Here is a 20,806-nt window from a genome sequence, read left to right as displayed (position 1 = left end):
AGACACCGTGTCAGACGCCGGAACCGGCAACCTCGCCGTCATCGATATCGAAACCACCGGACTCGACCCGAGACATGACCTCATCCTCGAGCTCGGTGTTGTCATCATCGACAACACACTGCGTGAAGTCGACCATCGCAGCGTGCTCCTAGTGACCGACTCCACCACGGCCTGGGCGTCGCGCATTCAACAGCGCTGGAACAGCTTCATCGTGACTACAGGCGCCGCAGCAGGTTCCGCGACTACCCGTCGCGACGATGCGGGACTCACCATGGCGCAGGCCATGCACCTGGACAACGGATTGATCGCTGACCTCCTGAACCCTTGCGGATTCCTCGCCCCCACGGACCTGTCCAACTCCAACCGGGTCGTGTCGCCCAGCCGACGGAGCGGGGCCCGAGAAATCCGCAAGTTCCTTGACGAACACCAGATCACTCAACCGGTTCCGATGGTCGGCAGCTCCGTCCGTTCGTTGGACGGTCCGTTCCTGGAACGGCATATGCCGAAGTTGTTCTCACGCTTCAACCACCGCACGATCGACGCCTCAGCCCTACTCGAACTGGCGCGGTTCATAGACCCGGACAGGCACGCCGCACTCACCAACGCGGTCGCCCCCTCCATGCACCGCACCGTCAGCGACTGTCGCCGATCCCTTGATTTCATCCGAGCCTTCGCCGTCCAGTACGGGATCGGCGACCTCGCCTCCCCCGAGGCGTAGGCACATGAGCGCCGGCGCCGACGGGATCCGCCCTCTTACCTACGCCACAGGCGGGCCGCCCGGAATGCAGCCAGGCGACGCCCCGAACACGTTCTGGCACAAGACCGAGGTCATCTTTACCGACGGATCACTGACCGTGCTGGTGTGGCCCGACCCAACACCTGCCGGCGATATCGACACCTACCTGCGCACGGTAGCGTGCCGCCTCCCCGCACAGACGCTGATGTTGAGCACCAGCACAGCCGGCCACGGGAAGACGAGGTAATACCGCCATGCCCATCGCACATGGACTGAAGCCCCGCCAGCAACGCATCCTCACCCGTGACGGAACATCACTAGCAGTGTCCCAGTGGGGCAGGCCCGACGCCCACAGCACCGCGGTGTTTCTACATGGACTGTGCCTGGACCGCACCGCGTGGGACGCTCAGATCCACGCGGTGACAAAGCGCTTCGACGGACGAGCACGCGTCATCGGATATGACCATCGTGGTCACGGAGAATCGTCGTCCACCCCCATCCATACCTATAACGTCGACCAGCTCGCCGACGACCTCGACGACCTCCTCATCGCCGTCGACCCCGTTGGACCAGTCACCCTGATTGGCCATTCGCTCGGGGCGATGGTCGCATTGACCTACCTGTCACGCATCTCCCACAGGTGCACCGCCGAAGTACGCGGACTGGTGTTGTGCGCTACTGCATCCGGTCGGATTGCACGACACGGAGTCGGCCAGCTGCTGAACCTTCCGGTCCTCGACGGGCTCGTCGAGATCGCCAGCCACATCCCGCCCCGCGCCGCCGCGGCCGTTACGACACCACTTCGTCTAGTCCTCGACCAGCTCAGCACCCACGGTGGGATCAATCAGCGAGGGCTGAGCTCGGTGGTCTCCAGCGCGCTGGCCAACACATCGCTACGCACTGCGGTCGGATTCCTGCCCAGCCTGCGCGACTTCGATGTTCACACCGCACTGACAGGCATTCGTGCTCACACCACGGTGCTGTCCGGAGGACTAGACGTCCTTACCCCTACGGCACATGCGGAGGAAATGGCCGCCACCATTCCCGGAGCTGTGCATCTACACGTCCCGTGGGCCGGACACATGCTGCCTCAACAGGTTCCGAGCCTTGTCGGCAAGGCGATCATCGATACGATCGCTGCTTCCGAATCCACACTAGAACGCACAGCGCAGGTGTGCTGACCGCGCCAACATCAGGCAGCTTCGCCGCGAATCAACCGTTCAGCTTCAACAACCGGGATGAACCGGCGCCGGCCGATTTTGATGCTGCTCAGCTCACCGGTGCCCATCAGTGTGTAGATCAACGACCGTGACACCCCCAGCCACTCTGCGGCCTCTTCAATGGTCAGCACCGTGTCCGGTTCCGCGGGTTGGCGAGACTCCGCCCGCAACGCCTCAGTCACCGCGGCAACGGTGACATGCAGCTCAGCGTTGTTCATGCGATCCATCGTGGCTGACGGGAACCGATGTAGTCCAGCCACAGGACGAGACACGCCGCTAGTAGCCGTCGCCGGACCCGCAGAATCAGCATGTTCGGTGCCGCTTTCTCACGCTCTCGCGGACGACGGGGCCATAGAGGCCCGCGATGTCGGTAAATCCGCACTTCGGAACAGGTTTTCATTCAGTTGTGGTGCCAGGGTTCGGTATCGGTGCACGGCCACTACTGGGTCGACGACATGCGTGGCGACACTCGCGCGTTCGACATCGGCTGGTTCCACGTCGCGATCCAGGGCGCGATGCTTTTCATCAACGACGCGCTAACGCTGCACCACTGACGTCGAACGCATGTGGGCGCAATGACGGGCGTTTCGCCGGCGAGCAACCCGTCGCTGACTTAACAGCCGGTTTTGAACCAGAAGACAGTCCGTACTCGGCTGACCGCCCGGAGCAATGCGAGAACCGTTAGGTCGATGACGGACGTCGCCGCCGTCATCGGCATCTCAGACTTCAGCTTGCCTCGCCGGCTGCCATGATTCGGTCGATCTCACTCTGGGCGACCCGGCGCGCATTTCCCAGCTTCACGCTGCGAATGTCGCCGGAGCGGATCAGCGAGTAGACGTGTGCTTTGGAGATGCTCAGCTGCTCCGCGGCGTCCTGGACACGCAGCAGTTTCTTCGTCGCCGGCTTGGTCGCCGACTCGCTGGCCACCGCGCGCAGCATCGTCGCCAGCGCCTGCGCCAGGTGGTCGCTGTTGTCGCTGTGGTCACTCATGCACACCATCGTCGGCGGAAAACGCTCCGCGGTCCAGTGGCAGATCTCGACACGCCGCACCACCGCTACGCGGAACGATGCCTTGCATGCAGTACTGGCATATCTACTGGCAACAGCAGCGCGGGTACGTGACAAACAGACGTCAGGCTGGCGAGGGACGCTTGCCCAGGGCCTGGCCGTAAGACGCCATTCCCTGCGCCACAGCGTCATCCTGACTGTGGGCGTAGGTCCGCTGAGTGAACGAAGCATCGGTGTGCCCCAGAACCGCAGCAATTACCGCCATGGGAACTCCGTTGAGGTGCATCAGTGTTGCCGCAGTGTGCCGGGCATCGTGCAGCCGGACATGCGGAAGCCCCGCAGCGGCGAGCACGTCCTTCCAGAGATAGCTCAACGTGGTCGGGTAGTACGCTTTTCCGAGTTCGCCACTGACCACGTAGTCCTCACCCTTCCACTTATTACCGACCGCCTTCTTCTCCGCGGCCGCTCGTTCACGAGCTCGCTTGAGAACCGGGAGGAGGGTCGACGGAAGAGGCAGCGTCCGACGCCCGGCGTCCGTCTTAGTGTCAGCGACCACCGCGCCGGCGTCGCTATGCACCCGCTGTCGGGCCACGGTCAAAGTGGCGGCTTCCAGGTCAATGTCACTCCACTTGAGCCCCGCCAGCTCACCGCGGCGCAGACCTGTTTGTACGGCCAGGTGGTGCAGGTGCTCGAGCCGATCCTGGGTCCTCTCCAGATAGTCGAACAGCTGCTGTACTTGGGCAACAGTCAGGGTGTCCTTGTCGCGATCCCCCCGCGCCGGCGGTTTGACCAACGCCGCGGTGTTGCGCATCACCGTGCCGTCCTCGAGCAGCCGCGCGTAGACCGCCCGCAACCGCGACAACATGTGGCGCACCGAGGCCGCATCCCAGGGGCCGCAGGTGTCGCTGGCGACCTTGGGCATCTTCCCGGATTTGCGCCAATTGCCGGACGGCACCGCTTTGGTTGCGATGTCAGCGACGAGCTTCTCGATCTCGTCGCGGCGCAGTTCCTGCACCGGCCTGTCCCCGAGACGCGCGATCGCCGGCCGCAGCACTGCGGCATAGGCGGTGATCGTGTTGGGTCGCGCCGGCAGCGCATCAAGGTAGGCGTCGGCGGCCTGGCGCAATGTGATGCCATCAGGTGACACCTGCACCCCACGGGCACGGTCGCCGCGCTCGGCGGCATATGCGTCGATTGCGTCTTGCAGTTTTGCGAACCGCTTCTGTTTCTGCTTGCGTTTCCCACCCACGCGACCGACCTCGATGCGCACCTCGTATCGGCGCGTTCCGGAAGGGTAGGTGATCACCTTCACGTAGTCAGGAATGCGGGCCACGAGTGGGAACTCTAAGCGAATAAATGACCTTGAGTGTGAAGTGGTGTGAAGTGGGTTCCGCAAAGGTCCAGCCCCAGATACCAGAAAACCCCCTCCGATGCTGGTCGGAGGGGGTTTTCATGGTCGGGCTGACAGGATTTGAACCTGCGACCACTTGACCCCCAGTCAAGTGCGCTACCAAGCTGCGCCACAGCCCGCGTGCTTCCGGCTTACACCGGCAGCGAGTCGAAAGCTTACCGTAGAGACCCGGTTTCGCCCCAATCGCTCCCCCGGTGCGTCACCGCGCTGCGGTGTCCGGCTCGTCTGCCAGCCGTTCTTCGGCCGGCTCCTGGGCGTCGAGCTCCCCGGGCAGGTATTCCGGTGCCAGCGAGACGCGCCAGGCGTACAGCACCAGCCCGGCCCAGACCACCACGATCGTGACGAAGATGGCCGTCGAGGCCGCGCCGTGAATACCGAAGTACTTCAGTAGCTTCTGGGCGTTGGTCAGCACGATCACACCGCCCACCGCGGTGCCCAGCAGCGCGGGGCTGACCTTCGACACCAACCAGGCCGCCAGGGGTGCCGCCAGGACGCCGCCGATCGTCAGGCCGAGCACCACCGGCAGGTTGTTCAGGAATTCCTGTCGTAGGCCGATCAGGAAGCCCAGCGAGGCCGATACCGCCACCAGGAACTCCGAGGCGCTCACCGAGCCGATGACCGTGCGGGGCGCGGTCTTGCCCCGCGACAGCAGCGTGCTGGTGGTGATCGGGCCCCAGCCGCCGCCACCGGAGGCGTCGATGAAGCCGCCGAACAGGCCGAGTGGGGTGAGGAACTTGGCGGTGTGCGGTGTGCTGCCCGAACGCAGGGCCGGCGGCGTGCGTAGCGAGAACCGCAGCAGCACATAGATACCGATGCACAGCAGGATCGTGGCCATCAGCGGCGCGGCGTCTTCGGTCGACAGTGAGGAGAGCACCGTCGCCCCACCGAACGCACCGATGGCGCCCGGCACACCGAGCTTGAGCACGATGTGCCAGTCGATGTTCTTGAACCGCCAATGCGACAGGCCCGACGCCAGCGTGGTACCTACCTCGGCGAGATGCACTGCGGCGCTGGCCTGTGCCGAAGCCACGCCGCTGAGCACCAGCAGGGTCGAGGCGGTCACGCCGAAGGCCATGCCGAGCGCACCATCGACCAATTGGGCCCCGAGGCCGACGAGCGTGAAGATCAGAAGCGAACGCATGGGTTCGGCTGCTTTCGATTGTGGTCACCGCCCCGGGTGACCCGACTGAAGGTTGGGCGCGAGTCTTATCGACCCGCGCGACACCACTCGTCGAAAGCCATCAGCCGGCGCGAGGGCCAGAAGGGCTCGAGGGCAGCCAAAGCAGAAGGTGCGGTGCGGTAGGCAAGTTCAGCCACCGGTCACCCCTTCCTGCTCGACAGTTTTGCTGACTTTACCTGAGCCCCCGGGCAGACCCGATTCGGCCCTACAGGCTCAACAGCCGATACAGCCCGATCAGTCCCACCACCACGATCACCGCGCGCAACGCGTTCGGTGACAGCCGGCGCCCGTAGTGCGCGCCGAGGAAACCGCCGATCAGGGAACCGACCGCGATCAGGCCGGCCGCGGCCCAGCTGATCCGGTCGAAGGCGACCACCGTGTAGGCGACGGCGGCGACGATGTTGACCAACAACGACAACAGGTTCTTGGCGGCGTTCATCCGCTGCATCGACTCCGGCAGCAGCGCCCCCATGACCGCGATCAGCAGGATTCCCTGGGCGGCGGTGAAGTAGCCGCCGTAGACGCCGACGGCGAAGGTGCCGATCACCAGGATGGCCATGCGGCGCGGACTGACATGGTCGGCGGCCTGCCCGGACCCCTCGGCGCGCTGCCGTGCCCAGGCCTGGATCCGCGGGCCGACGACAACCAGCAGCAGCGCCAGGATCAGCAGCACCGGCACCACGGTGACGAACACCTTTTCCGGCAGGTGCAGCAGCAGCCAGGAACCCAGTCCGGCGCCGATCAGCGACCCGGGAATCTGCCAGCGCAGCCGATTCCACTGGCCGCGCAGTTCCCGCCGATAGCCCCAGGTGCCCGACACCCCGCCGGCGACCAGACCGATGGCGTTGGACATCGTCGCGGTGACCGGCGGATAGCCCAGCGCCACCAGCGTGGGGAAGGTGATGAGTGTGCCGGATCCGACGACGGCGTTGATCGCACCTGCACCGACACCGGCCAGCGTGATCAGGACCATGTGGGTGACGGACACTCGGGCCACCCTATCGGTCCGACTTGTGCACCGCGCGTCACGCTGGGCGTTACCCAGCGCACACAAATCGCTAGCGTTTCTTGGGCGCTCCGCGCTTCTCGCGCACCCGCACGTTGATCTTCACCGGGCTGCCGTCGAAACCGAACTGCTCACGCAGGCGACGCTCGAGGAACCGGCGGTAGCCGGCCTCCAGGAAGCCCGAGGTGAACAGCACGAACGTCGGCGGCCGCGTCGCTGCCTGGGTGGCGAACAGGATCTTGGGCTGCTTGCCGCCACGCACCGGCGGCGGCGTCGCCGCCACGATCTCTTTGAGGAAGTTGTTGAGCTGACCGGTCGAGATCCGCTTGTCCCAGGACGCCAGTGACGTCTCGAGAGCGGGCACCAGCTTCTGCACCGCCCGGCCGGTCATGGCCGAGATGTTGACCCGCGGCGCCCACTGCACCTGCACCAGTTCCCGGTCGATCTCTTTGTCCAGCAGATAGCGCCGGTCCTCGTCGACCAGGTCCCATTTGTTGAACGCGATGACAAGCGCGCGCCCGGCCTCGATCACCATCGACAGCACCCGCAGGTCCTGTTCGGTCAGCGGCTGGGAGGCATCGATCAGCATGATCGCCACCTCGGCCGCGTCGATCGCGCCGTGGGTACGCACCGAGGCGTAGAACTCGTGGCCGCTGGCCTGGCCGACCTTGCGGCGCAGACCCGCGGTGTCGACGAAACGCCATGTCTTGCCGCCCAATTCGATCATCGAGTCGACAGGATCGACCGTCGTGCCCGCGACATCGTGCACGACCGACCGCTCGTCACCGGCCAGGCGGTTCAGCAGTGAGCTCTTGCCGACGTTCGGCTTGCCCACCAGCGCCACCCGGCGCGGGCCGCCGATACCGCTGCCGGCCACCTCCGAGATAGTCGGTAGTTTCTCCAGCACCGTGTCGAGCAGGTCGGCCACGCCCCGGCCGTGCATGGCACTGATCGGGTGCGGCTCGCCGATACCCAGCGACCACAACGCCGCCGCATCGGACTCGCCCCTCTGCGTGTCCACCTTGTTGGCCGCCAGGAAGACCGGCTTACCGGACTTGCGCAGCATGCGGGCCGCTGCCTCGTCGGCCGAGGTCGCGCCGACCACCGCGTCGACCACCAGGATGATCGCGTCGGCGGTGCGCATCGCCACCAGTGCCTGATCGGCCACCAGTTGCTGCAAGCCCTTGGCGTCCGGCTCCCATCCGCCGGTGTCCTGCACCATGAAGCGGCGCCCGAGCCAGTTCGCGTCGTAGGACACCCGGTCGCGGGTCACCCCGGGGATGTCCTGCACGACGGCTTCACGACGCCCCAGGATCCGGTTCACCAGAGTCGATTTCCCGACATTGGGCCGGCCGACGACCGCCAACACCGGTGGCGGGGCGGCGGCCTCCTCGAGAACCTCGGCGACGTCGTCGCTGTACTCCCAGTCGCTCTCGTCCGACCAGGTGCCGTCGCCGTCATCGACGCTCATCGTCGTACCCCCGCATGTTGAGTCACCAGGTCGAGAAGGTGTGCCACAACCTGTGTTTGGTCCATATCGCTGGTGTCGACCAGCAGCGCATCCTCGGCCGCCCGCAACGGGGAAACGGCCCGCGTGGAATCCAGGTGGTCGCGCCGCTGCACATCGGCGAGCACCGTCGCGTAGTCGTCGGGCAGGCCGCTCGCGATGTTCTGGGCGTTGCGGCGCCGGGCCCGTTCCTCGGCCGAGGCGGTCAGGAAGATCTTGACGTCGGCCTTGGGCAGCACCACGGTGCCGATATCGCGACCCTCGACCACCACGCGTCCACCCGAGGACGCCAACTCGCGCTGCAGATCGACGAGTCGGGCACGCACCTGCGGCACCGCCGAGACCGCCGAGACCGCGCGGGTCACCTCGTCACCGCGGATCTCGTCCGAGACGTCTTCACCGGCCAGGTAGGCGCGGTCCTCACCGGGATCCGAACCGACACCGATCACCGCTCCCGCGGCCGCCGCGTCGATCGCCGCGGCATCGTCCAGGTCGGCCCCGGCACGCAGGACCGCCAATGTGACGATGCGGTACATCGCGCCGGTATCGAGATAGTTCGCACCCAGGGCTTGCGCCAAACCTCTTGAAACCGAAGACTTTCCGGTCCCTGCCGGTCCGTCGACCGCCACCACCAGAGATCCGCTCACATTCCCACCGCCTGATAAAGCTCGCCGATTTCCTTGCGGCTGAGCGCCCTGATACTGCCCGGTCGCTGGTCCCCCAGCGCCACCGAACCGATGTCGGTGCGGACCAGCGCCTTCACCGGGAAATCCACCGCGGCCAGCATCCGCCGCACGATGCGGTTGCGGCCCTCGTGCAGGGTGACCTTCACCAGAGTCTTGCCGGGAACCGTGTCCACCACCGCGAAGTCATCGACATGGGCTGGGCCGTCGTCCAGTTCGACACCGTCGCGCAGCTTCTTACCGAGTCCGCGTGGCACCGTGCCCATCACGGTCGCGACGTAGGTCTTCGGGATCTCGTACGACGGGTGCATCAGCCGGTGGGCGAGCTCTCCATCGTTGGTCAGCAGCAGCAGCCCCTCAGTGTCGGCGTCGAGGCGGCCGACGTGGAACAGCTTCTTGTTGCCCCGAACCCGGTGTTCGACGAGGTCTCCCACGCAGGGCCGGCCTTTCTCGTCGGACATCGTGGACAGCATGCCGATCGGCTTGTTGATCGCCAGGTAGACCAGCGTGTCATCGAGCAACACCCGGGAGCCGTCCACCCGGATCTCGGAGACCGCCGGGTCGACCCGGGTACCGAGCTCGGTCACCAGCCGGCCGTCGACCTCGACGCGGCCGTCGGTGATCATCCGCTCGGCCACCCGCCGGGAGGCAATTCCGGCCTGGGACAACACTTTCTGCAACCGGATACCGTCGTCAGCCATGTCAGTCCTTATCCACGTCGAAGGCCAGCGACTTGTTGCTGCCGGATGGGCCACCATTGAGTTTCGCGAAACGCGGCTCGTCGCCGAGAGTTTCGCTCAGATCGTCGATCACGTCGACATCGGGCAGCAGCGGCGCGATGTCGGGCAGATCGGTCAGCGAGGACAGGCCCAGCCGTTCCAGGAACAACTCGGTCGTGGCGAATGCCGCCGCGCCGGAATCCGGATCGTTGCCCGCCTCGGTGATCAGACCGCGCGCCACCAGCGTCCGCATCACCGCGTCGACGTTGACGCCGCGCACCGCGCTGACCCGCGCCCGGGTCACCGGCTGCCGGTAGGCCACCACCGCCAGGGTCTCCAGGGCGGCCCGCGTCAGTTTGGACCTGGCGCCGTCGAGCAGGAGCCGCTCGACGTACGGGGCATAACGCGCCCGGGTGTACATCCGCCAGCCGCCCGCAGCCTCGCGCAGGTCGATACCGCTGTCGCGGGCGGCGAAGTCCTCGGCCATCAGTCGCAGCTTGGCCATCACCCGGTAGGCGGGCTGTTCGGTCGCCGAGGCCAGCGCATCCACCGTCACCGGCGTGTCCACCACCAGCAGCAGCGCCTCGAGCACCGCGCCCAGTTCACCGTCCTCAAGCTCGGGAACCGTCGCCACATCAATGCCCAGGTCATCTCCGACCGGGAACACCTCACCCGGGGCATCATCGGACCGAACTCCGATGTCGGAGATCTCGTCAGTCATTGTTCTCGCTATTCTTCCGCATCAGCGGTTGCCAGATGTTCGCTGGTCGGCCGATCTCCGGTCCACGAAACCTGGAGCACTCCAAGCGCTTCTGGTTGCTCAAATGTTACCGCCCTGGCCCGGAAGAGTTCGAGCAGTGCCAGGAAGCGGCCGACGATCTGAAGTCCGTCGGTGCACTCTGCCACGAGTTCGGAGAAAGTTGTCCATTCGCCGATCCCGCGCTGTTCCAGCAGGGCGATGATCCGGTTCGCCTGTTCGGGCACCGACACCTTGGGCGCATGGATGTGGTCGATGCCGATCGTGGGCACCGGGCGTGGCGCGAACGCGGCCGCCGCGATCTCCGAGAACTTGCCGGCGTCGACGCCGAGCATCACCTCGGGCAGCAGGTCCGTGAAGCAGTCCTCCAGCGACACGACGCGCGGGTAGCTGCGCAGCGCCGCGGCCTCCAGTTCGGCGAACATCAACGCGACGTGTTTGAACGCCCGGTACTGCAACAGCCGTGCGAACAAGAGGTCGCGGACCTCGAGCAGGGCGAGATCTTCCTCGTCCTGTACCTCACCCGACGGCAGCAACCGGGCCGCCTTCAGATCCAGCAGCGTGGCCGCGATCACCAGAAACGTCGTGGTCTCGTCGAGTTCGAGGCGGGCGCCGATCTCCTTGGTGTAGGCGATGAAATCATCGGTGACCTGGTGCAATGCCACCTCGGTGACGTCCATGCGATGCGCGAAGATCAGCTGCAACAGCAGGTCGAACGGTCCCTCGAAGTTGGTGAGCCGAACCTGGAAGCGGTTCTGCTGATCGCCGGTGGCCGGCTCGTCCCCGACCGGGGCATTGGCTTCGGCACCATCGGTGGTCGGGGTGTTCAGGACATCGTTCACGCGCCGAACCGGTCGATGACTTCACGCGCCAGCGAGCGGTAGGCGATGGCACCGCCCGATTTGGGTGCCCAGCTGGTGATCGGCTCGCCCGCCACGCTGGTCTCCGGGAATCGCACGGTCCGGGTGATCACGGTGTCGAACACCAGGTCACCGAATCGCTCGACGACGCGGGCCATGACCTCACGCGCATTCACCGTGCGCGGGTCGTAGCGGGTGACCAGGATGCCGCTGATGGACAGCTTCGGGTTGAGCCGGTCGTGCACCTTGTCCACGGTGTCGGTCAGCAGCGCCAACCCGCGCAGCGAGAAGTATTCGCATTCGGTGGGGATGATCACACCGTCGGCGCACGCCAGCCCGTTGACCGTGAGCAGGCCCAGCGAGGGCTGGCAGTCGATCAGCACGTAGTCGTACCGGTCGAGCACGGGATACAGGGCCCGGGCCAGGGACTGCTCGCGACCCACCTCGTTGACCAGCTGAATCTCGGCGGCCGACAGGTCGATGTTGCTGGGCACCAGGTCCATGCCGCTGACCCGGGTCTTGATCACCACCTCGTCGATCGACACCCGCGGTTCGATGAGCAGGTTGTGGACCGTGTGGGCAAGCTCGTAGTGCGGCACCCCGAGGCCCGCCGACAATGCGCCCTGCGGGTCGAGGTCCACCAGCAGCACCCGGCGCCCGTACTCGGCCAGGCTGGCACCCAGGTTGATGGTCGAGGTGGTTTTGCCGACCCCGCCCTTCTGGTTGCACATCGCGATGACCTTGGCCGGACCGTGGGTCGTACGGGGCCGTGGTTCGGGAATGTCGCGCGGTGGCCGGCCGGTGAGGCCGAGTTCGGGTGAGCTGTGTTCGAAGAGGCCGTCGTGTGCGCTGTCGTCGGTCATACCCCACCACTCCTGGTCAGGCATCCCGCAGTCTCGGCGCACATCCCGGCAAGTTTAACGTCGCCATGCAGCCAGAACGGGCAGACCCGCGGGCAAACCTGCGCATATGGTGTGCGTCATGAGTCTCAAACAGCGGCTACCGCTGTTGCGGTGGTCGTTCATCCGGATGGGAATCGGCGCCAGACACTTCGCCCGCACCGGGCAATGGGGTGACGGACGGGAGGTCGCGGCCGCCGATTATGTCGTGGCCAATGCCCGCGCGGGGGATCTCGACGACGTCATCGCCACCATCGACAAATTCGCCTACGAGAAGTCGTTCCTGATCAACGTCGGCGACGAGAAGGGTGCGTTGCTCGACACCGCAGTCGTCCGGGCCAACCCGCGACTGGCCCTCGAGCTGGGCACCTACTGCGGGTACGGGGCGATGCGCATCGCCCGCGCCGCGCCGGCCGCGCGGGTGTTCTCGGTGGAGTTCTCCCCCACCAACGCCGACATCGCGCGACGCATCTGGACCCATGCCGGGGTGGCCGACCGGATCACCTGCGTCGTCGGGACCATCGGCGACGGGGGCCGCACGCTGGATGCGCTGGCCGCCAGTGGGTTCGACACCGGCGGATTGGATTTCGTGTTCCTCGATCACGACAAGAACGCCTACCTGACGGACCTGCAGAGCCTGCTGGACCGCGGTTGGCTGCACCGGGGCTCGATCGTCGTCGCCGACAACGTGAAGTTGCCGGGCGCACCGAAGTACCTGGCCTACATGCACGCGCAGCAGGGCTCGCAGTGGGACACGAAGCACCACAAGACCCATGCCGAGTACCAGACGCTGCTGCCGGACCTCGTGCTGGAGTCTGAGTACCTGGGCGGTTAGCGTGCCCGCGGGTGGGCTCCGGCCCAGACCTCGCGCAGCGTGGACACCGTGACCATGGTGTAGATCTGCGTGGTGGTCACCGAGGCGTGGCCCAGCAGTTCCTGCACGACGCGCACGTCGGCGCCGCCGTCGAGCAGGTGTGTCGCGAACGAGTGCCGCAGCGTGTGCGGGGAGACCGCCGAGGTGATGCCGGCCCGCGCGGCCGCATCCTGCAGCACCTGCCACGCGCTCTGGCGGGACAGGCGGCCACCGCGGGCGTTGAGGAAGATTCCGGGGATGCCCCGGCCCCGGCGAGCCAGGTCCGGACGCCCCCGCACCAGGTAGACATCGAGCGCCGTGACCGCCGGGCGTCCGATGGGTACGAGCCGTTGCTTGCCGCCCTTGCCGCGCAGCAGCACCGAACGCGCGTGGGTGTCGATGTCGTCGACGTCGAGTCCGACCGCCTCGGAGATGCGGGCGCCGGTGGAGTACAGCAGTTCCAGCAGTGCCCGGTTACGCAGCGTCAGCGGACCGTCGGCCTCGCTCTCCCCGCCGGCGGCCTCGAGCAACGCCAGCACCTCGTCGAGGGTGAGGCTCTTGGGCAGCCGACGACTGGGCGTGGGCGGTTTGACCCCGCGGGCGACGTCGGTGTCGGTGATGCCCTCGGCGGTGGCGAACCGGTGCAGTCCGCGGACTGCGACCACGGCCCTGGCCGCCGACACCGCCGACAGTGCGGTCACTCCCGATTCGGGGTCGCCCCGACGCAGCGCGATCAGAAAGTCGCTGACATCGGCCTCGGCCACCTTGGCCAGATCCTCGATTCCGCGCTGGGTCAGGTGTTCGGCATAGCGGCGCAGGTCGCGCCGGTACGAGCTCAAGGTGTTGGCCGCCACGCCCCGCTCGATCGTCAGGTGATCGAGGTAGCCCTGCAGTTGGTCGTCGAGGGCTGATCGGAGGGGTGACGGTGTGGTCATGACAGACCTTTGCGCCGCCTGAACGCTGTCGGCCGGTCGGTCCACACCGCGTCGACCGGGCGTAACGCCTCCCTGTCGGGCACCGCATGCGCGGCCAGAATGCCTGCCACCGCAATGCCGTTCACGATGTCGCCGGAGAACACCCGCCGCACGGCTTCGGCCAGCGGCACCCGTTCGACCACCATGTCGGCTTCCTCGTGCTCAGCCTCGGGACGGCTGATGTCGGTCAACCCCGTGGCCAGGAAGATCCGGACGCTCTCGTCGGAGAAACCTGGCGTCGAATCGAGGTCCACCAGCACCTGCCAGTGCGCGGCGGCCAGGCCGACCTCTTCGGAGAGTTCGCGCGCGGCGGTCACCTCGGGAGGTTCCCCGCCCAGGTCGAGTAGACCGGCAGGCAGTTCCCAGAGCCGACGCCCGACCGGATGCCGGTACTGGTACACCAGCACCACGTTGCCGTCCTCGTCGAGGGCCACCACGGCGACCGCACCGTAGTGCTCGACGACCTCGCGCCGGGCCGACGTGCCGCCGGGCATGCTGACCTCATCCGCGCGCAGCGCGAAAATGTTTCCGACGTAGACGGTTTCGCTGGCCAGGGTCTCGAAGTCGTGTTCAGCCAAGAGAAGCGGCTTCGTCCACCGGACTCGCGCCGTCCTCAGCTTCCTCAGCGAAATGTTCGGGAAGGTCCATGCCGGGCAACCGCTCCTCGGCCTTGTAGTCCAGCGCCGCGCCGATGAACGCGGCGAACAACGGATGCGGCCGGGTGGGCCGGCTCTTGAGCTCAGGGTGGGCCTGGGTGCCGACCAGGAACGGGTGGATCTTCGAGTCGTACTCCACGAACTCCACCAGGTGCCCATCCGGAGAGGTTCCGCTGAACCGCAGTCCGCTCTCGGCGATCCGGTCCCGGTAGGCGTTGTTGACCTCAAAACGGTGCCGGTGCCGCTCGGACACCTCGGTGGCCTGGTAGGCCTGCGCCACAATCGATCCGGACGTCAGCACCGCGGGGTACGCGCCCAGCCGCATGGTGCCGCCCAGATCGGCCTCACCGGCAACGGCGTCCTCCTGATCGGCCATCGTGGAGATCACCGGATCCGGGGTCTTGGGATCGAACTCGGCAGAGTTGGCGCCGGCGATCCCGACCGACCGGGCCGCCTCGATTACGATGCACTGCAGACCGAGGCACAGTCCCAGGACCGGCAGGCCGCGCTTGCGGGCGAAGGAGATCGCCCCGAGCTTGCCCTCGATGCCGCGAATACCGAACCCGCCGGGGATGAGCACCCCGTCGACATCGGACAACGCGGCCGCTGCGCCCTGATCGGTCTCACAGTCGTCGGAGGCCACCCAACGGATCTCCACCTTCGCGCGGTGTTTGAACCCGCCGGCACGCAGGGCCTCGGCCACCGACAGGTAGGCATCCGAGAGGTCGATGTACTTGCCCACCAAGGCGATCCGGACCGTCTCCTGCGGATCGTGCACCCGGCGCAGCAGATCGTCCCACTCGGTCCAGTCGACGTCGCGGAACGGCAGGTTGAGCCGACGCACCACGTAGGCGTCGAGTTCCTCGCGGTGCAGGACCTTGGGGATGTCGTAGATCGACGGCGCATCCGGGGTGGAGATCACCCCGTCGATGTCGACGTCGCACATCAGCGCGATCTTGTTCTTGAGTGGCTCGGGCACATCGCGGTCACACCGCAGGATCAGCGCGTCGGGGGTGATACCGATGCTGCGCAGCGCGGCCACCGAATGCTGCGTGGGCTTGGTCTTGAGCTCACCGGACGGGGCCAGGTACGGCACCAGCGACACATGCAGGAAGAAGCAGTTGTCCCGGCCCACCTCGTGGCGCACCTGACGCGCGGCCTCCAGGAAGGGCAGCGACTCGATATCGCCGACCGTGCCGCCGATCTCGGTGATCACGATATCGGGGCGATGACCGGACGCGTCAGGCTCTGCCATCGCCATGATGCGGCGCTTGATCTCGTCGGTGATGTGGGGAATCACCTGCACGGTGTCGCCCAGGTACTCGCCACGACGTTCCTTGGCGATCACCGTGGAGTAGACCTGACCGGTGGTCACGTTGGCCGACTGGGACAGGTCGCGGTCCAGGAACCGTTCGTAGTGACCGACGTCGAGGTCAGTCTCGGCGCCGTCCTCGGTGACGAACACCTCACCGTGCTGGAACGGGTTCATGGTGCCGGGATCGACGTTCAGATAAGGGTCGAGCTTCTGCATGGTCACCTGCAGTCCCCGCGCGGTCAGCAGCTGACCGAGGCTCGAGGCGGTCAACCCCTTACCGAGCGAAGACGCCACGCCACCAGTGACAAAGAGGTGTTTGGTGGCGGTTTGCGGGTGCTTGCGTAAGGCGGGCAAAAGCATCCTCCGTGACGACGGGCAGGGAATCGAGAAACTGCTTGTGGCCTGCCGACCCACGGAATCTCACCTTAACACCGACACCGACAGGCCGCCGCTGGCGCGCCGCACACGCCACGGACAAATTTGAGTCCGGTCCACCCCTATTGCGGGATGGTGACCGACGTCGCGCCCTGCCCGGTCCCGTACTTGCCCGGCTTCCCCCCGGCCAGGAGGTCGCTCAGCGCCAGAACGGCGGTGATCTGACCGGCGCTGGAATCGGCGTCGTCCACGGTGCTGAGCATCGCGGACAAACCGGCATCTGACCTGGTCACCGCTACCGGACCGGTTCCCGAGGCCGACCCCGAGCGTCCGGCGAGCACCGTGCCGGTGCCGTGCGGGGCCAACCCGGCGGCGAAGCGGGCGACGGTGACGCCGCGGTTGCCGCCATCGTCACCGAGTCCGCCTCCGGTGACGATCAGCGCCGTGTTGGCGGCGCCGATGTGTGGATCGTCATACGTCAGGAACCCGGTGTCGCGCAGCGCAGCGAGCACGGTCTGACGCTGCATGTCGTCGACGGGCGCCGCGGCCGGGTTCCGGTCGATCAGCAACGTGATCCCCAACAGGTCGCCGGCCTGCGACCCCTGGTCCACCGCCGCGGTGCTCAGCTGTTTGCCGGCAGGCACGATAGGCGAGTTGACCACCGAGAGCAGTTTGTCCGCCGAATTCGCCTCGACGAACTCGCTCGTGAGTGACACCTTCCCGGTCACCGTCCCACCGGCGTCGCGGACGAACCGCGACACCGCATCGACATCACCGTCGGCGGCGTCGGGTGTGCGGAACACCACGACCGACTTGCCCTTCAAGGCGTCGCGTACCATTCGTGGCGCCATCTGCGCATCGAATTCACCTGCGGCATTGAGCTTTTCGTTCAGCGCGTTCTTGCCGTCATTCAGTGTCTCGATCTGATGCTGAAGGTCCACCTTGTCGTCCCGAAGTCCCGCCAGCACGGTGTTGGACAGCAGACCCGAACCGAGGACCACTCCGACGGCCAGCGCCAGGAACACTGCCGCCAACGAAATCGCGTGTGCACGTAGCGTGATCACAGCTCACCGCCCCACTAGCTGATCAGACCCTGCGCCCAGAGCGTGAAGCGATTCCAGTAGTCGACGACCCAGTCGAGCACGGCACCGTCGGCCCGCGACACCCACAGCGCGACCACCACGGCCACCAGCATGGCCAGGACCAGCAGGGCGATCGCTCCGCCGGACACCCGACTGCGGTACAGGGTCGCGACCGCCTTGGCGTCGACGAGCTTCTCCCCGACCTTCAACCGGGTCAAGAACGTCGACGGGTTGCTGCGCTGGCGCGAGCGGTCGAAGAACTCCTCGATCGAGGCGGTGTGACCGGCGGTGACGATCAGGGACGCTCCGTGGTGATCACACAGCAGTAGCGCCAGGTCAGCCGCCGATCCGGCAGCGGGGAACGTCATCGCACCCACCCCGAGGTCCTGGATGCGTTCTAGCCCGGCGGCGTGACCGTCGGCGTCGGCGGGCAACACCACCTGGGCACCGCACCGCAACACCTCGACGCTCATCTTGTCCGGGTCGCCGACGATCAGCGCGGGACGGTAGCCGGCCTTGCGCAGGACATCCGCACCGGCCCCGACGCCGACCAGCACCGGCTGGTACTCCTTGATGAAGGGCTTGAGCGCCTTGAGGTCCTCGGCCGCGTCGGGTTCCTCGGCGACGATCACCACGTGCCGGCGGTGCAGGTCCACGTCGACGTTCGGGATTCCGATGCCGTCGATGAGCAGTGGGCTCTCGCTGCGGATGAACTCGATCGTGTTGCCCGCGAACGCCTCCAGGTGCGCCACCAGACCGCTCTTGGCGTCGTGCATCAGTTCGTGGATCTCTTGATCGTTGCGCTCGGTACCCACCGCGATGCGTCGGTCACCGGAGTAGACGCCGCCGCCGTTCAAGCGGATCCGCGCACCGTCCTTGATCTTCCGGAAGACGTCCGGCCCAGCCTCGTCGATCAGCACCACCCCGTTGGCGACGAGCACCTCCGGTCCCAGGTTCGGATAACGCCCCGAGATGGACGGCGAGGCGTTGACGACACCGGCGATCTGGGCCTCGACCAGCGCATCGGCCGTGATCCGGTCCAGATCCTGGGCGTCGAGGACGACGATGTCGCCGGGGCCGACGCGGCGCAGCAGCCGATCGATGTCGCGGTCCACTCGCGCAGTGCCGGTCACTCCGGGACGAGTACTGGCATTGCGGGTGAGCAGCGTGGACATCTTCATGCGCCGATTCTGTCCGGCATCGCCGGTCAGGGGGCGGAGGCGCGCCGTACCACCAGCCTCACAAGTTGGCTTTTGTCACACCAGTAACAGCCAATCGGTCTCAATCCCGCTTCGCCGCATAGTGCCGCGCAGCCTTCGCCCGATTGCCACAGGTGGCCATCGAGTGCCAGCGGCGGGCTCCGTTTTTCGAGGTGTCGTGGAACCACAGGATGCAGTGCGGATGCGCGCACTGCTTGATCCGATCGGGCGCCTCACCCAGCAACCGCAACATGTCGTCCGCGGCCAGCCAGCCGGCGAGCCATTCCGGCCGCGACACCTCGGCTGCCTCGACGGGCCCCGATCCCGTGAGTGTGCGTCGGATCCGGCCTCGTTCCAGCACCTCATTCACCTCGTCGACGGACCCGTCCTGCAGGGCCCGAAGTATTGCCTCGCGGGCAGACACCAGTGCGATCCGTGACTTCTCGTCCGCCTCGCAGCGACCCTCCAGTCCGTTGGCCAGCAACCAGCACTGCAGGCCCTCGACATCTGCGAGTAGGTCCTGTGGGCCATCCGCCGACATCCACCGGGTGTTCAGCAGATCCAGCGCAAGAGGTTCGCCGACATGCGGACGCGGATCACGCATACCTGAGAGTAACCAGGAGCCGCCGACAGCACGGATCACCCGCCGAACTAACCATCGAAATTCGAATAGGTGGTTGACGACCGTATCGAGCTCGTTCTAACCTACTTAAGCAATTACATCGGTTAGCCATTCAGGAGGACTGCATGACCGGGACCACCACGCCCCAGCTCACCCCCGGGCACGTCGGCATCAACGTCACCGACCTCGACCGCTCCGTCGCCTTCTACCGCAACGCGTTGGGTTTCGAACCGCTGGCCGTCAACAGCGAGGGCCAGCACCGGTACGCCTTCCTCGGCACGGGCGGAACGCTGCGGCTGACCCTCTGGCAGCAGAGCAACGGTCGGTTCTCCACGGAAACACCAGGCCTGCACCACCTTTCGTTCGAGGCAGCCAGCATCGACGAGGTGCGGAGCGTCGAGGCGGCGTTGAAGGCGCTGGGCACGGAGTTCGCGCACGACGGCGTCGTGGCGCACGGCGAGGGAGCGTCCTCCGGAGGCATCTTCTTCACCGACCCGGACGGAACCCGGCTCGAGGTGTACGCACCGAACGGGGCGCAGAGCGCTCCCGCGCCCAACGGGGCGGCCCCCACCTGCGGATTCTTCTGAGCCGAGCAGGTGAACATGTATCACTCGGGCGAGTTGGCGGTGCAGCGGCGGATGGGACAGGAGTCCATCGCCACCCGCGTCGGCCGCATGATCCGCACCGAAGTTCCCGCGGCCGCTGCCGCGTTCCTGGCCGAACAGCCGATGATCGTGATCACCGCGGCCGACGACGAGGGCCGGATGTGGACCAGCTTGATCGCTGGCCCACCCGGCTTCGTCCACGCCGACGATCCACGCACCATCCTGCTGGACAGGCTGCCCGCGCCGGGCGATCCGGTCCGCGATGTGCTGCGCGGCGGTCAGCAGATCGGGATGCTCGCCATCGAGCCGCAGACCCGACGCCGGATGCGGGTCAACGGCACCGCCGACGCGGCAGGGACAGGGCTGCGGATCCACACCGAGCAGGTGTATTCGAACTGCCCCAAGTACATCTCGCGGAGGGACATCGCCGGGGTACGGTCCCCGATGGAGTTGCCCGACGTGCACCGTGGCGAGTCACTGACCGACCGACAGCAAGGGCTCATCGCCACTACCGACACCTTCTTCATCGGGTCGGCGGATACGGCGGGTAATGCCGACGCGTCCCACCGCGGCGGCAATCCCGGCTTTCTGCAAGTGCTCTCACCCCGGCAGTTGCGCTGGCCGGACTACCGCGGGAACTCCATGTTCATGACGCTGGGCAATATCGACGCCAATCCGCGGTGTGGGCTGTTGGTGGTCGACTGGTCCTCCGGATCGACGATCCAACTCACCGGCACCGCCGAAATCAACTGGGATGAGGCCGATTCCAGTGCCGGCACGCAATGCGCGGTCGATTTCACGATCGCCGAGGTGGTGGAGCTGACCCAGGTCAGCCCACTGCAGTGGAGCTCTGCGGAGTTGTCGCCGGCCAACCCCGACCTGACCGCCGAACAGGACTAGGTGCGACCCTCGGCAAGGGTATGGGCGACCAGAGCGTTGGCGTGCCCATGGCCCAGACCGTGCTCGGATTTGAGCCAACCGACCAACTCCATGTGCTTGTCCAACGGCGATGACCGAATCAGCTCCTGCCACTCACCGATCGGCCGGCCGTACTTCTTCTCGATCGACGGGAAGTAACTCGCCGGTCCCTTCACAGATTCCGCCATGGGGCCGCTCCTTCGGTTGCAACGTGTTTGGAC

At 66.4% G+C, this 20,806-nt stretch carries 25 protein-coding genes and 1 tRNA gene; 7 read left to right on the top strand and 19 right to left on the bottom strand.

Annotated elements, in window-relative coordinates; translation table 11 throughout:
* Positions 1–7 precede the first annotated feature (7 nt).
* From JOF57_RS08135 to JOF57_RS08125, 3 genes are read left to right on the top strand one after another with little or no spacing between them, the layout of a single operon-like run.
* Complete coding sequence (locus tag JOF57_RS08135) at positions 8–718, top strand: exonuclease domain-containing protein (protein WP_019343724.1); 711 nt, start codon at positions 8–10, stop codon at positions 716–718.
* A 4-nt stretch (positions 719–722) separates the two neighbouring features.
* Positions 723–983 carry a hypothetical protein gene (locus JOF57_RS08130; RefSeq protein WP_019343725.1) on the top strand — a complete coding sequence of 87 codons (261 nt, stop codon included), beginning with the start codon at positions 723–725 and terminating at the stop codon, positions 981–983.
* A 7-nt stretch (positions 984–990) separates the two neighbouring features.
* Complete coding sequence (locus JOF57_RS08125; RefSeq protein WP_047036754.1) at positions 991–1,917, top strand: alpha/beta fold hydrolase; 927 nt, start codon at positions 991–993, stop codon at positions 1,915–1,917.
* A gap of 11 nt (positions 1,918–1,928) precedes the next feature.
* Here JOF57_RS08125 and JOF57_RS08120 read toward each other — a convergent pair whose 3' ends face one another.
* Positions 1,929–2,174 carry a helix-turn-helix domain-containing protein gene (locus JOF57_RS08120; protein WP_100226582.1) on the bottom strand — a complete coding sequence of 82 codons (246 nt, stop codon included), beginning with the start codon at positions 2,172–2,174 and terminating at the stop codon, positions 1,929–1,931.
* Between the two features lie 210 nt (positions 2,175–2,384).
* On the opposite strand from JOF57_RS08120, the gene JOF57_RS31180 reads away from it, so the two are divergent.
* The gene (locus JOF57_RS31180; protein ID WP_019343728.1) at positions 2,385–2,510 is read left to right on the top strand and encodes a hypothetical protein; all 126 of its coding nucleotides are present in this window, start codon (positions 2,385–2,387) and stop codon (positions 2,508–2,510) included.
* A 172-nt stretch (positions 2,511–2,682) separates the two neighbouring features.
* On the opposite strand, the gene JOF57_RS08115 is transcribed toward JOF57_RS31180, so the two are convergent.
* From JOF57_RS08115 to JOF57_RS08065, 11 genes are all read right to left on the bottom strand, one after another.
* On the bottom strand, positions 2,683–2,946 hold the full coding sequence (locus JOF57_RS08115) for a helix-turn-helix domain-containing protein (protein ID WP_043367864.1): 264 nt from the start codon (positions 2,944–2,946) through the stop codon (positions 2,683–2,685).
* 142 nt (positions 2,947–3,088) lie between these two features.
* Entirely contained in the window at positions 3,089–4,297 is a 1,209-nt protein-coding gene (locus JOF57_RS31320) for a tyrosine-type recombinase/integrase (RefSeq protein ID WP_019343730.1), read from the bottom strand.
* A 120-nt stretch (positions 4,298–4,417) separates the two neighbouring features.
* Positions 4,418–4,494: transfer RNA gene (locus tag JOF57_RS08105), tRNA-Pro, on the bottom strand.
* A gap of 80 nt (positions 4,495–4,574) precedes the next feature.
* Positions 4,575–5,516, bottom strand: coding sequence for a sulfite exporter TauE/SafE family protein (locus JOF57_RS08100; RefSeq protein WP_209915558.1), 942 nt, complete (start codon positions 5,514–5,516; stop codon positions 4,575–4,577).
* Between the two features lie 244 nt (positions 5,517–5,760).
* Positions 5,761–6,528 carry a sulfite exporter TauE/SafE family protein gene (locus tag JOF57_RS08095; protein WP_209915938.1) on the bottom strand — a complete coding sequence of 256 codons (768 nt, stop codon included), beginning with the start codon at positions 6,526–6,528 and terminating at the stop codon, positions 5,761–5,763.
* Between the two features lie 85 nt (positions 6,529–6,613).
* The gene (der, locus tag JOF57_RS08090) at positions 6,614–8,032 is read right to left on the bottom strand and encodes a ribosome biogenesis GTPase Der (RefSeq protein WP_209915555.1); all 1,419 of its coding nucleotides are present in this window, start codon (positions 8,030–8,032) and stop codon (positions 6,614–6,616) included.
* The gene (cmk, locus tag JOF57_RS08085) at positions 8,029–8,715 is read right to left on the bottom strand and encodes a (d)CMP kinase (protein ID WP_209915553.1); all 687 of its coding nucleotides are present in this window, start codon (positions 8,713–8,715) and stop codon (positions 8,029–8,031) included. Before cmk ends, der begins: the two co-directional genes overlap by 4 nt.
* On the bottom strand, positions 8,712–9,452 hold the full coding sequence (locus JOF57_RS08080; RefSeq protein WP_209915551.1) for a pseudouridine synthase: 741 nt from the start codon (positions 9,450–9,452) through the stop codon (positions 8,712–8,714). The genes cmk and JOF57_RS08080 overlap by 4 nt, the downstream gene beginning before the upstream one ends.
* A gap of 1 nt (position 9,453) precedes the next feature.
* On the bottom strand, positions 9,454–10,191 hold the full coding sequence (scpB, locus tag JOF57_RS08075) for an SMC-Scp complex subunit ScpB (RefSeq protein ID WP_234937748.1): 738 nt from the start codon (positions 10,189–10,191) through the stop codon (positions 9,454–9,456).
* Positions 10,192–10,199: 8 nt separating this feature from the next.
* Positions 10,200–11,069, bottom strand: a complete 870-nt coding sequence (locus JOF57_RS08070) for a segregation/condensation protein A (protein ID WP_307869978.1) — start codon at positions 11,067–11,069, stop codon at positions 10,200–10,202.
* Positions 11,066–11,950 carry a ParA family protein gene (locus tag JOF57_RS08065; RefSeq protein ID WP_209915548.1) on the bottom strand — a complete coding sequence of 295 codons (885 nt, stop codon included), beginning with the start codon at positions 11,948–11,950 and terminating at the stop codon, positions 11,066–11,068. Before JOF57_RS08065 ends, JOF57_RS08070 begins: the two co-directional genes overlap by 4 nt.
* A 118-nt stretch (positions 11,951–12,068) precedes the next feature.
* Between JOF57_RS08065 and JOF57_RS08060 the strand changes: the two genes are divergently transcribed.
* Positions 12,069–12,821 (top strand): O-methyltransferase, encoded by a 753-nt coding sequence (locus tag JOF57_RS08060; RefSeq protein ID WP_209915546.1) that lies wholly within the window; start codon positions 12,069–12,071, stop codon positions 12,819–12,821.
* On the opposite strand, the gene xerD is transcribed toward JOF57_RS08060, so the two are convergent.
* From xerD to JOF57_RS08030, 6 genes are all read right to left on the bottom strand, one after another.
* Positions 12,818–13,774, bottom strand: coding sequence for a site-specific tyrosine recombinase XerD (gene xerD / locus JOF57_RS08055; RefSeq protein ID WP_209915544.1), 957 nt, complete (start codon positions 13,772–13,774; stop codon positions 12,818–12,820). The two genes, JOF57_RS08060 and xerD, sit on opposite strands and share 4 nt — an antisense overlap.
* A complete protein-coding gene (locus tag JOF57_RS08050) occupies positions 13,771–14,391 on the bottom strand; it encodes an NUDIX domain-containing protein (RefSeq protein ID WP_209915543.1) in 621 nt (206 codons plus the stop codon). Before JOF57_RS08050 ends, xerD begins: the two co-directional genes overlap by 4 nt.
* The gene (locus JOF57_RS08045; RefSeq protein ID WP_209915541.1) at positions 14,384–16,138 is read right to left on the bottom strand and encodes a CTP synthase; all 1,755 of its coding nucleotides are present in this window, start codon (positions 16,136–16,138) and stop codon (positions 14,384–14,386) included. The genes JOF57_RS08050 and JOF57_RS08045 overlap by 8 nt, the downstream gene beginning before the upstream one ends.
* Positions 16,139–16,281: 143 nt before the next feature.
* On the bottom strand, positions 16,282–17,223 hold the full coding sequence (locus tag JOF57_RS08040; RefSeq protein WP_209915538.1) for a copper transporter: 942 nt from the start codon (positions 17,221–17,223) through the stop codon (positions 16,282–16,284).
* 14 nt (positions 17,224–17,237) lie between these two features.
* The gene (gene steA, locus JOF57_RS08035) at positions 17,238–18,422 is read right to left on the bottom strand and encodes a putative cytokinetic ring protein SteA (protein WP_209915537.1); all 1,185 of its coding nucleotides are present in this window, start codon (positions 18,420–18,422) and stop codon (positions 17,238–17,240) included.
* A gap of 100 nt (positions 18,423–18,522) precedes the next feature.
* Complete coding sequence (locus tag JOF57_RS08030; protein ID WP_209915535.1) at positions 18,523–19,044, bottom strand: CGNR zinc finger domain-containing protein; 522 nt, start codon at positions 19,042–19,044, stop codon at positions 18,523–18,525.
* Between the two features lie 143 nt (positions 19,045–19,187).
* Here JOF57_RS08030 and JOF57_RS08025 point away from each other — a divergent pair, with 143 nt between their 5' ends.
* Both JOF57_RS08025 and JOF57_RS08020 read left to right on the top strand, forming a co-directional pair.
* Positions 19,188–19,649, top strand: coding sequence for a VOC family protein (locus tag JOF57_RS08025; protein ID WP_209915533.1), 462 nt, complete (start codon positions 19,188–19,190; stop codon positions 19,647–19,649).
* A 15-nt stretch (positions 19,650–19,664) separates the two neighbouring features.
* Positions 19,665–20,567, top strand: coding sequence for a pyridoxamine 5'-phosphate oxidase family protein (locus JOF57_RS08020; protein WP_209915532.1), 903 nt, complete (start codon positions 19,665–19,667; stop codon positions 20,565–20,567).
* Here the strand turns inward: JOF57_RS08020 and JOF57_RS08015 are convergent.
* Positions 20,564–20,773: a DUF4287 domain-containing protein gene (locus tag JOF57_RS08015; protein ID WP_209915530.1), complete on the bottom strand. Its 210-nt coding sequence runs from the start codon at positions 20,771–20,773 to the stop codon at positions 20,564–20,566. The two genes, JOF57_RS08020 and JOF57_RS08015, sit on opposite strands and share 4 nt — an antisense overlap.
* Between the last annotated feature and the right edge of the window lie 33 nt (positions 20,774–20,806).

Source organism: Mycolicibacterium lutetiense (assembly GCF_017876775.1).
GTDB lineage: Bacteria > Actinomycetota > Actinomycetes > Mycobacteriales > Mycobacteriaceae > Mycobacterium > Mycobacterium lutetiense.
Note: the sequence above shows the minus strand (reverse complement) of the source record. Positions and strands in the feature narration are given on the sequence as shown.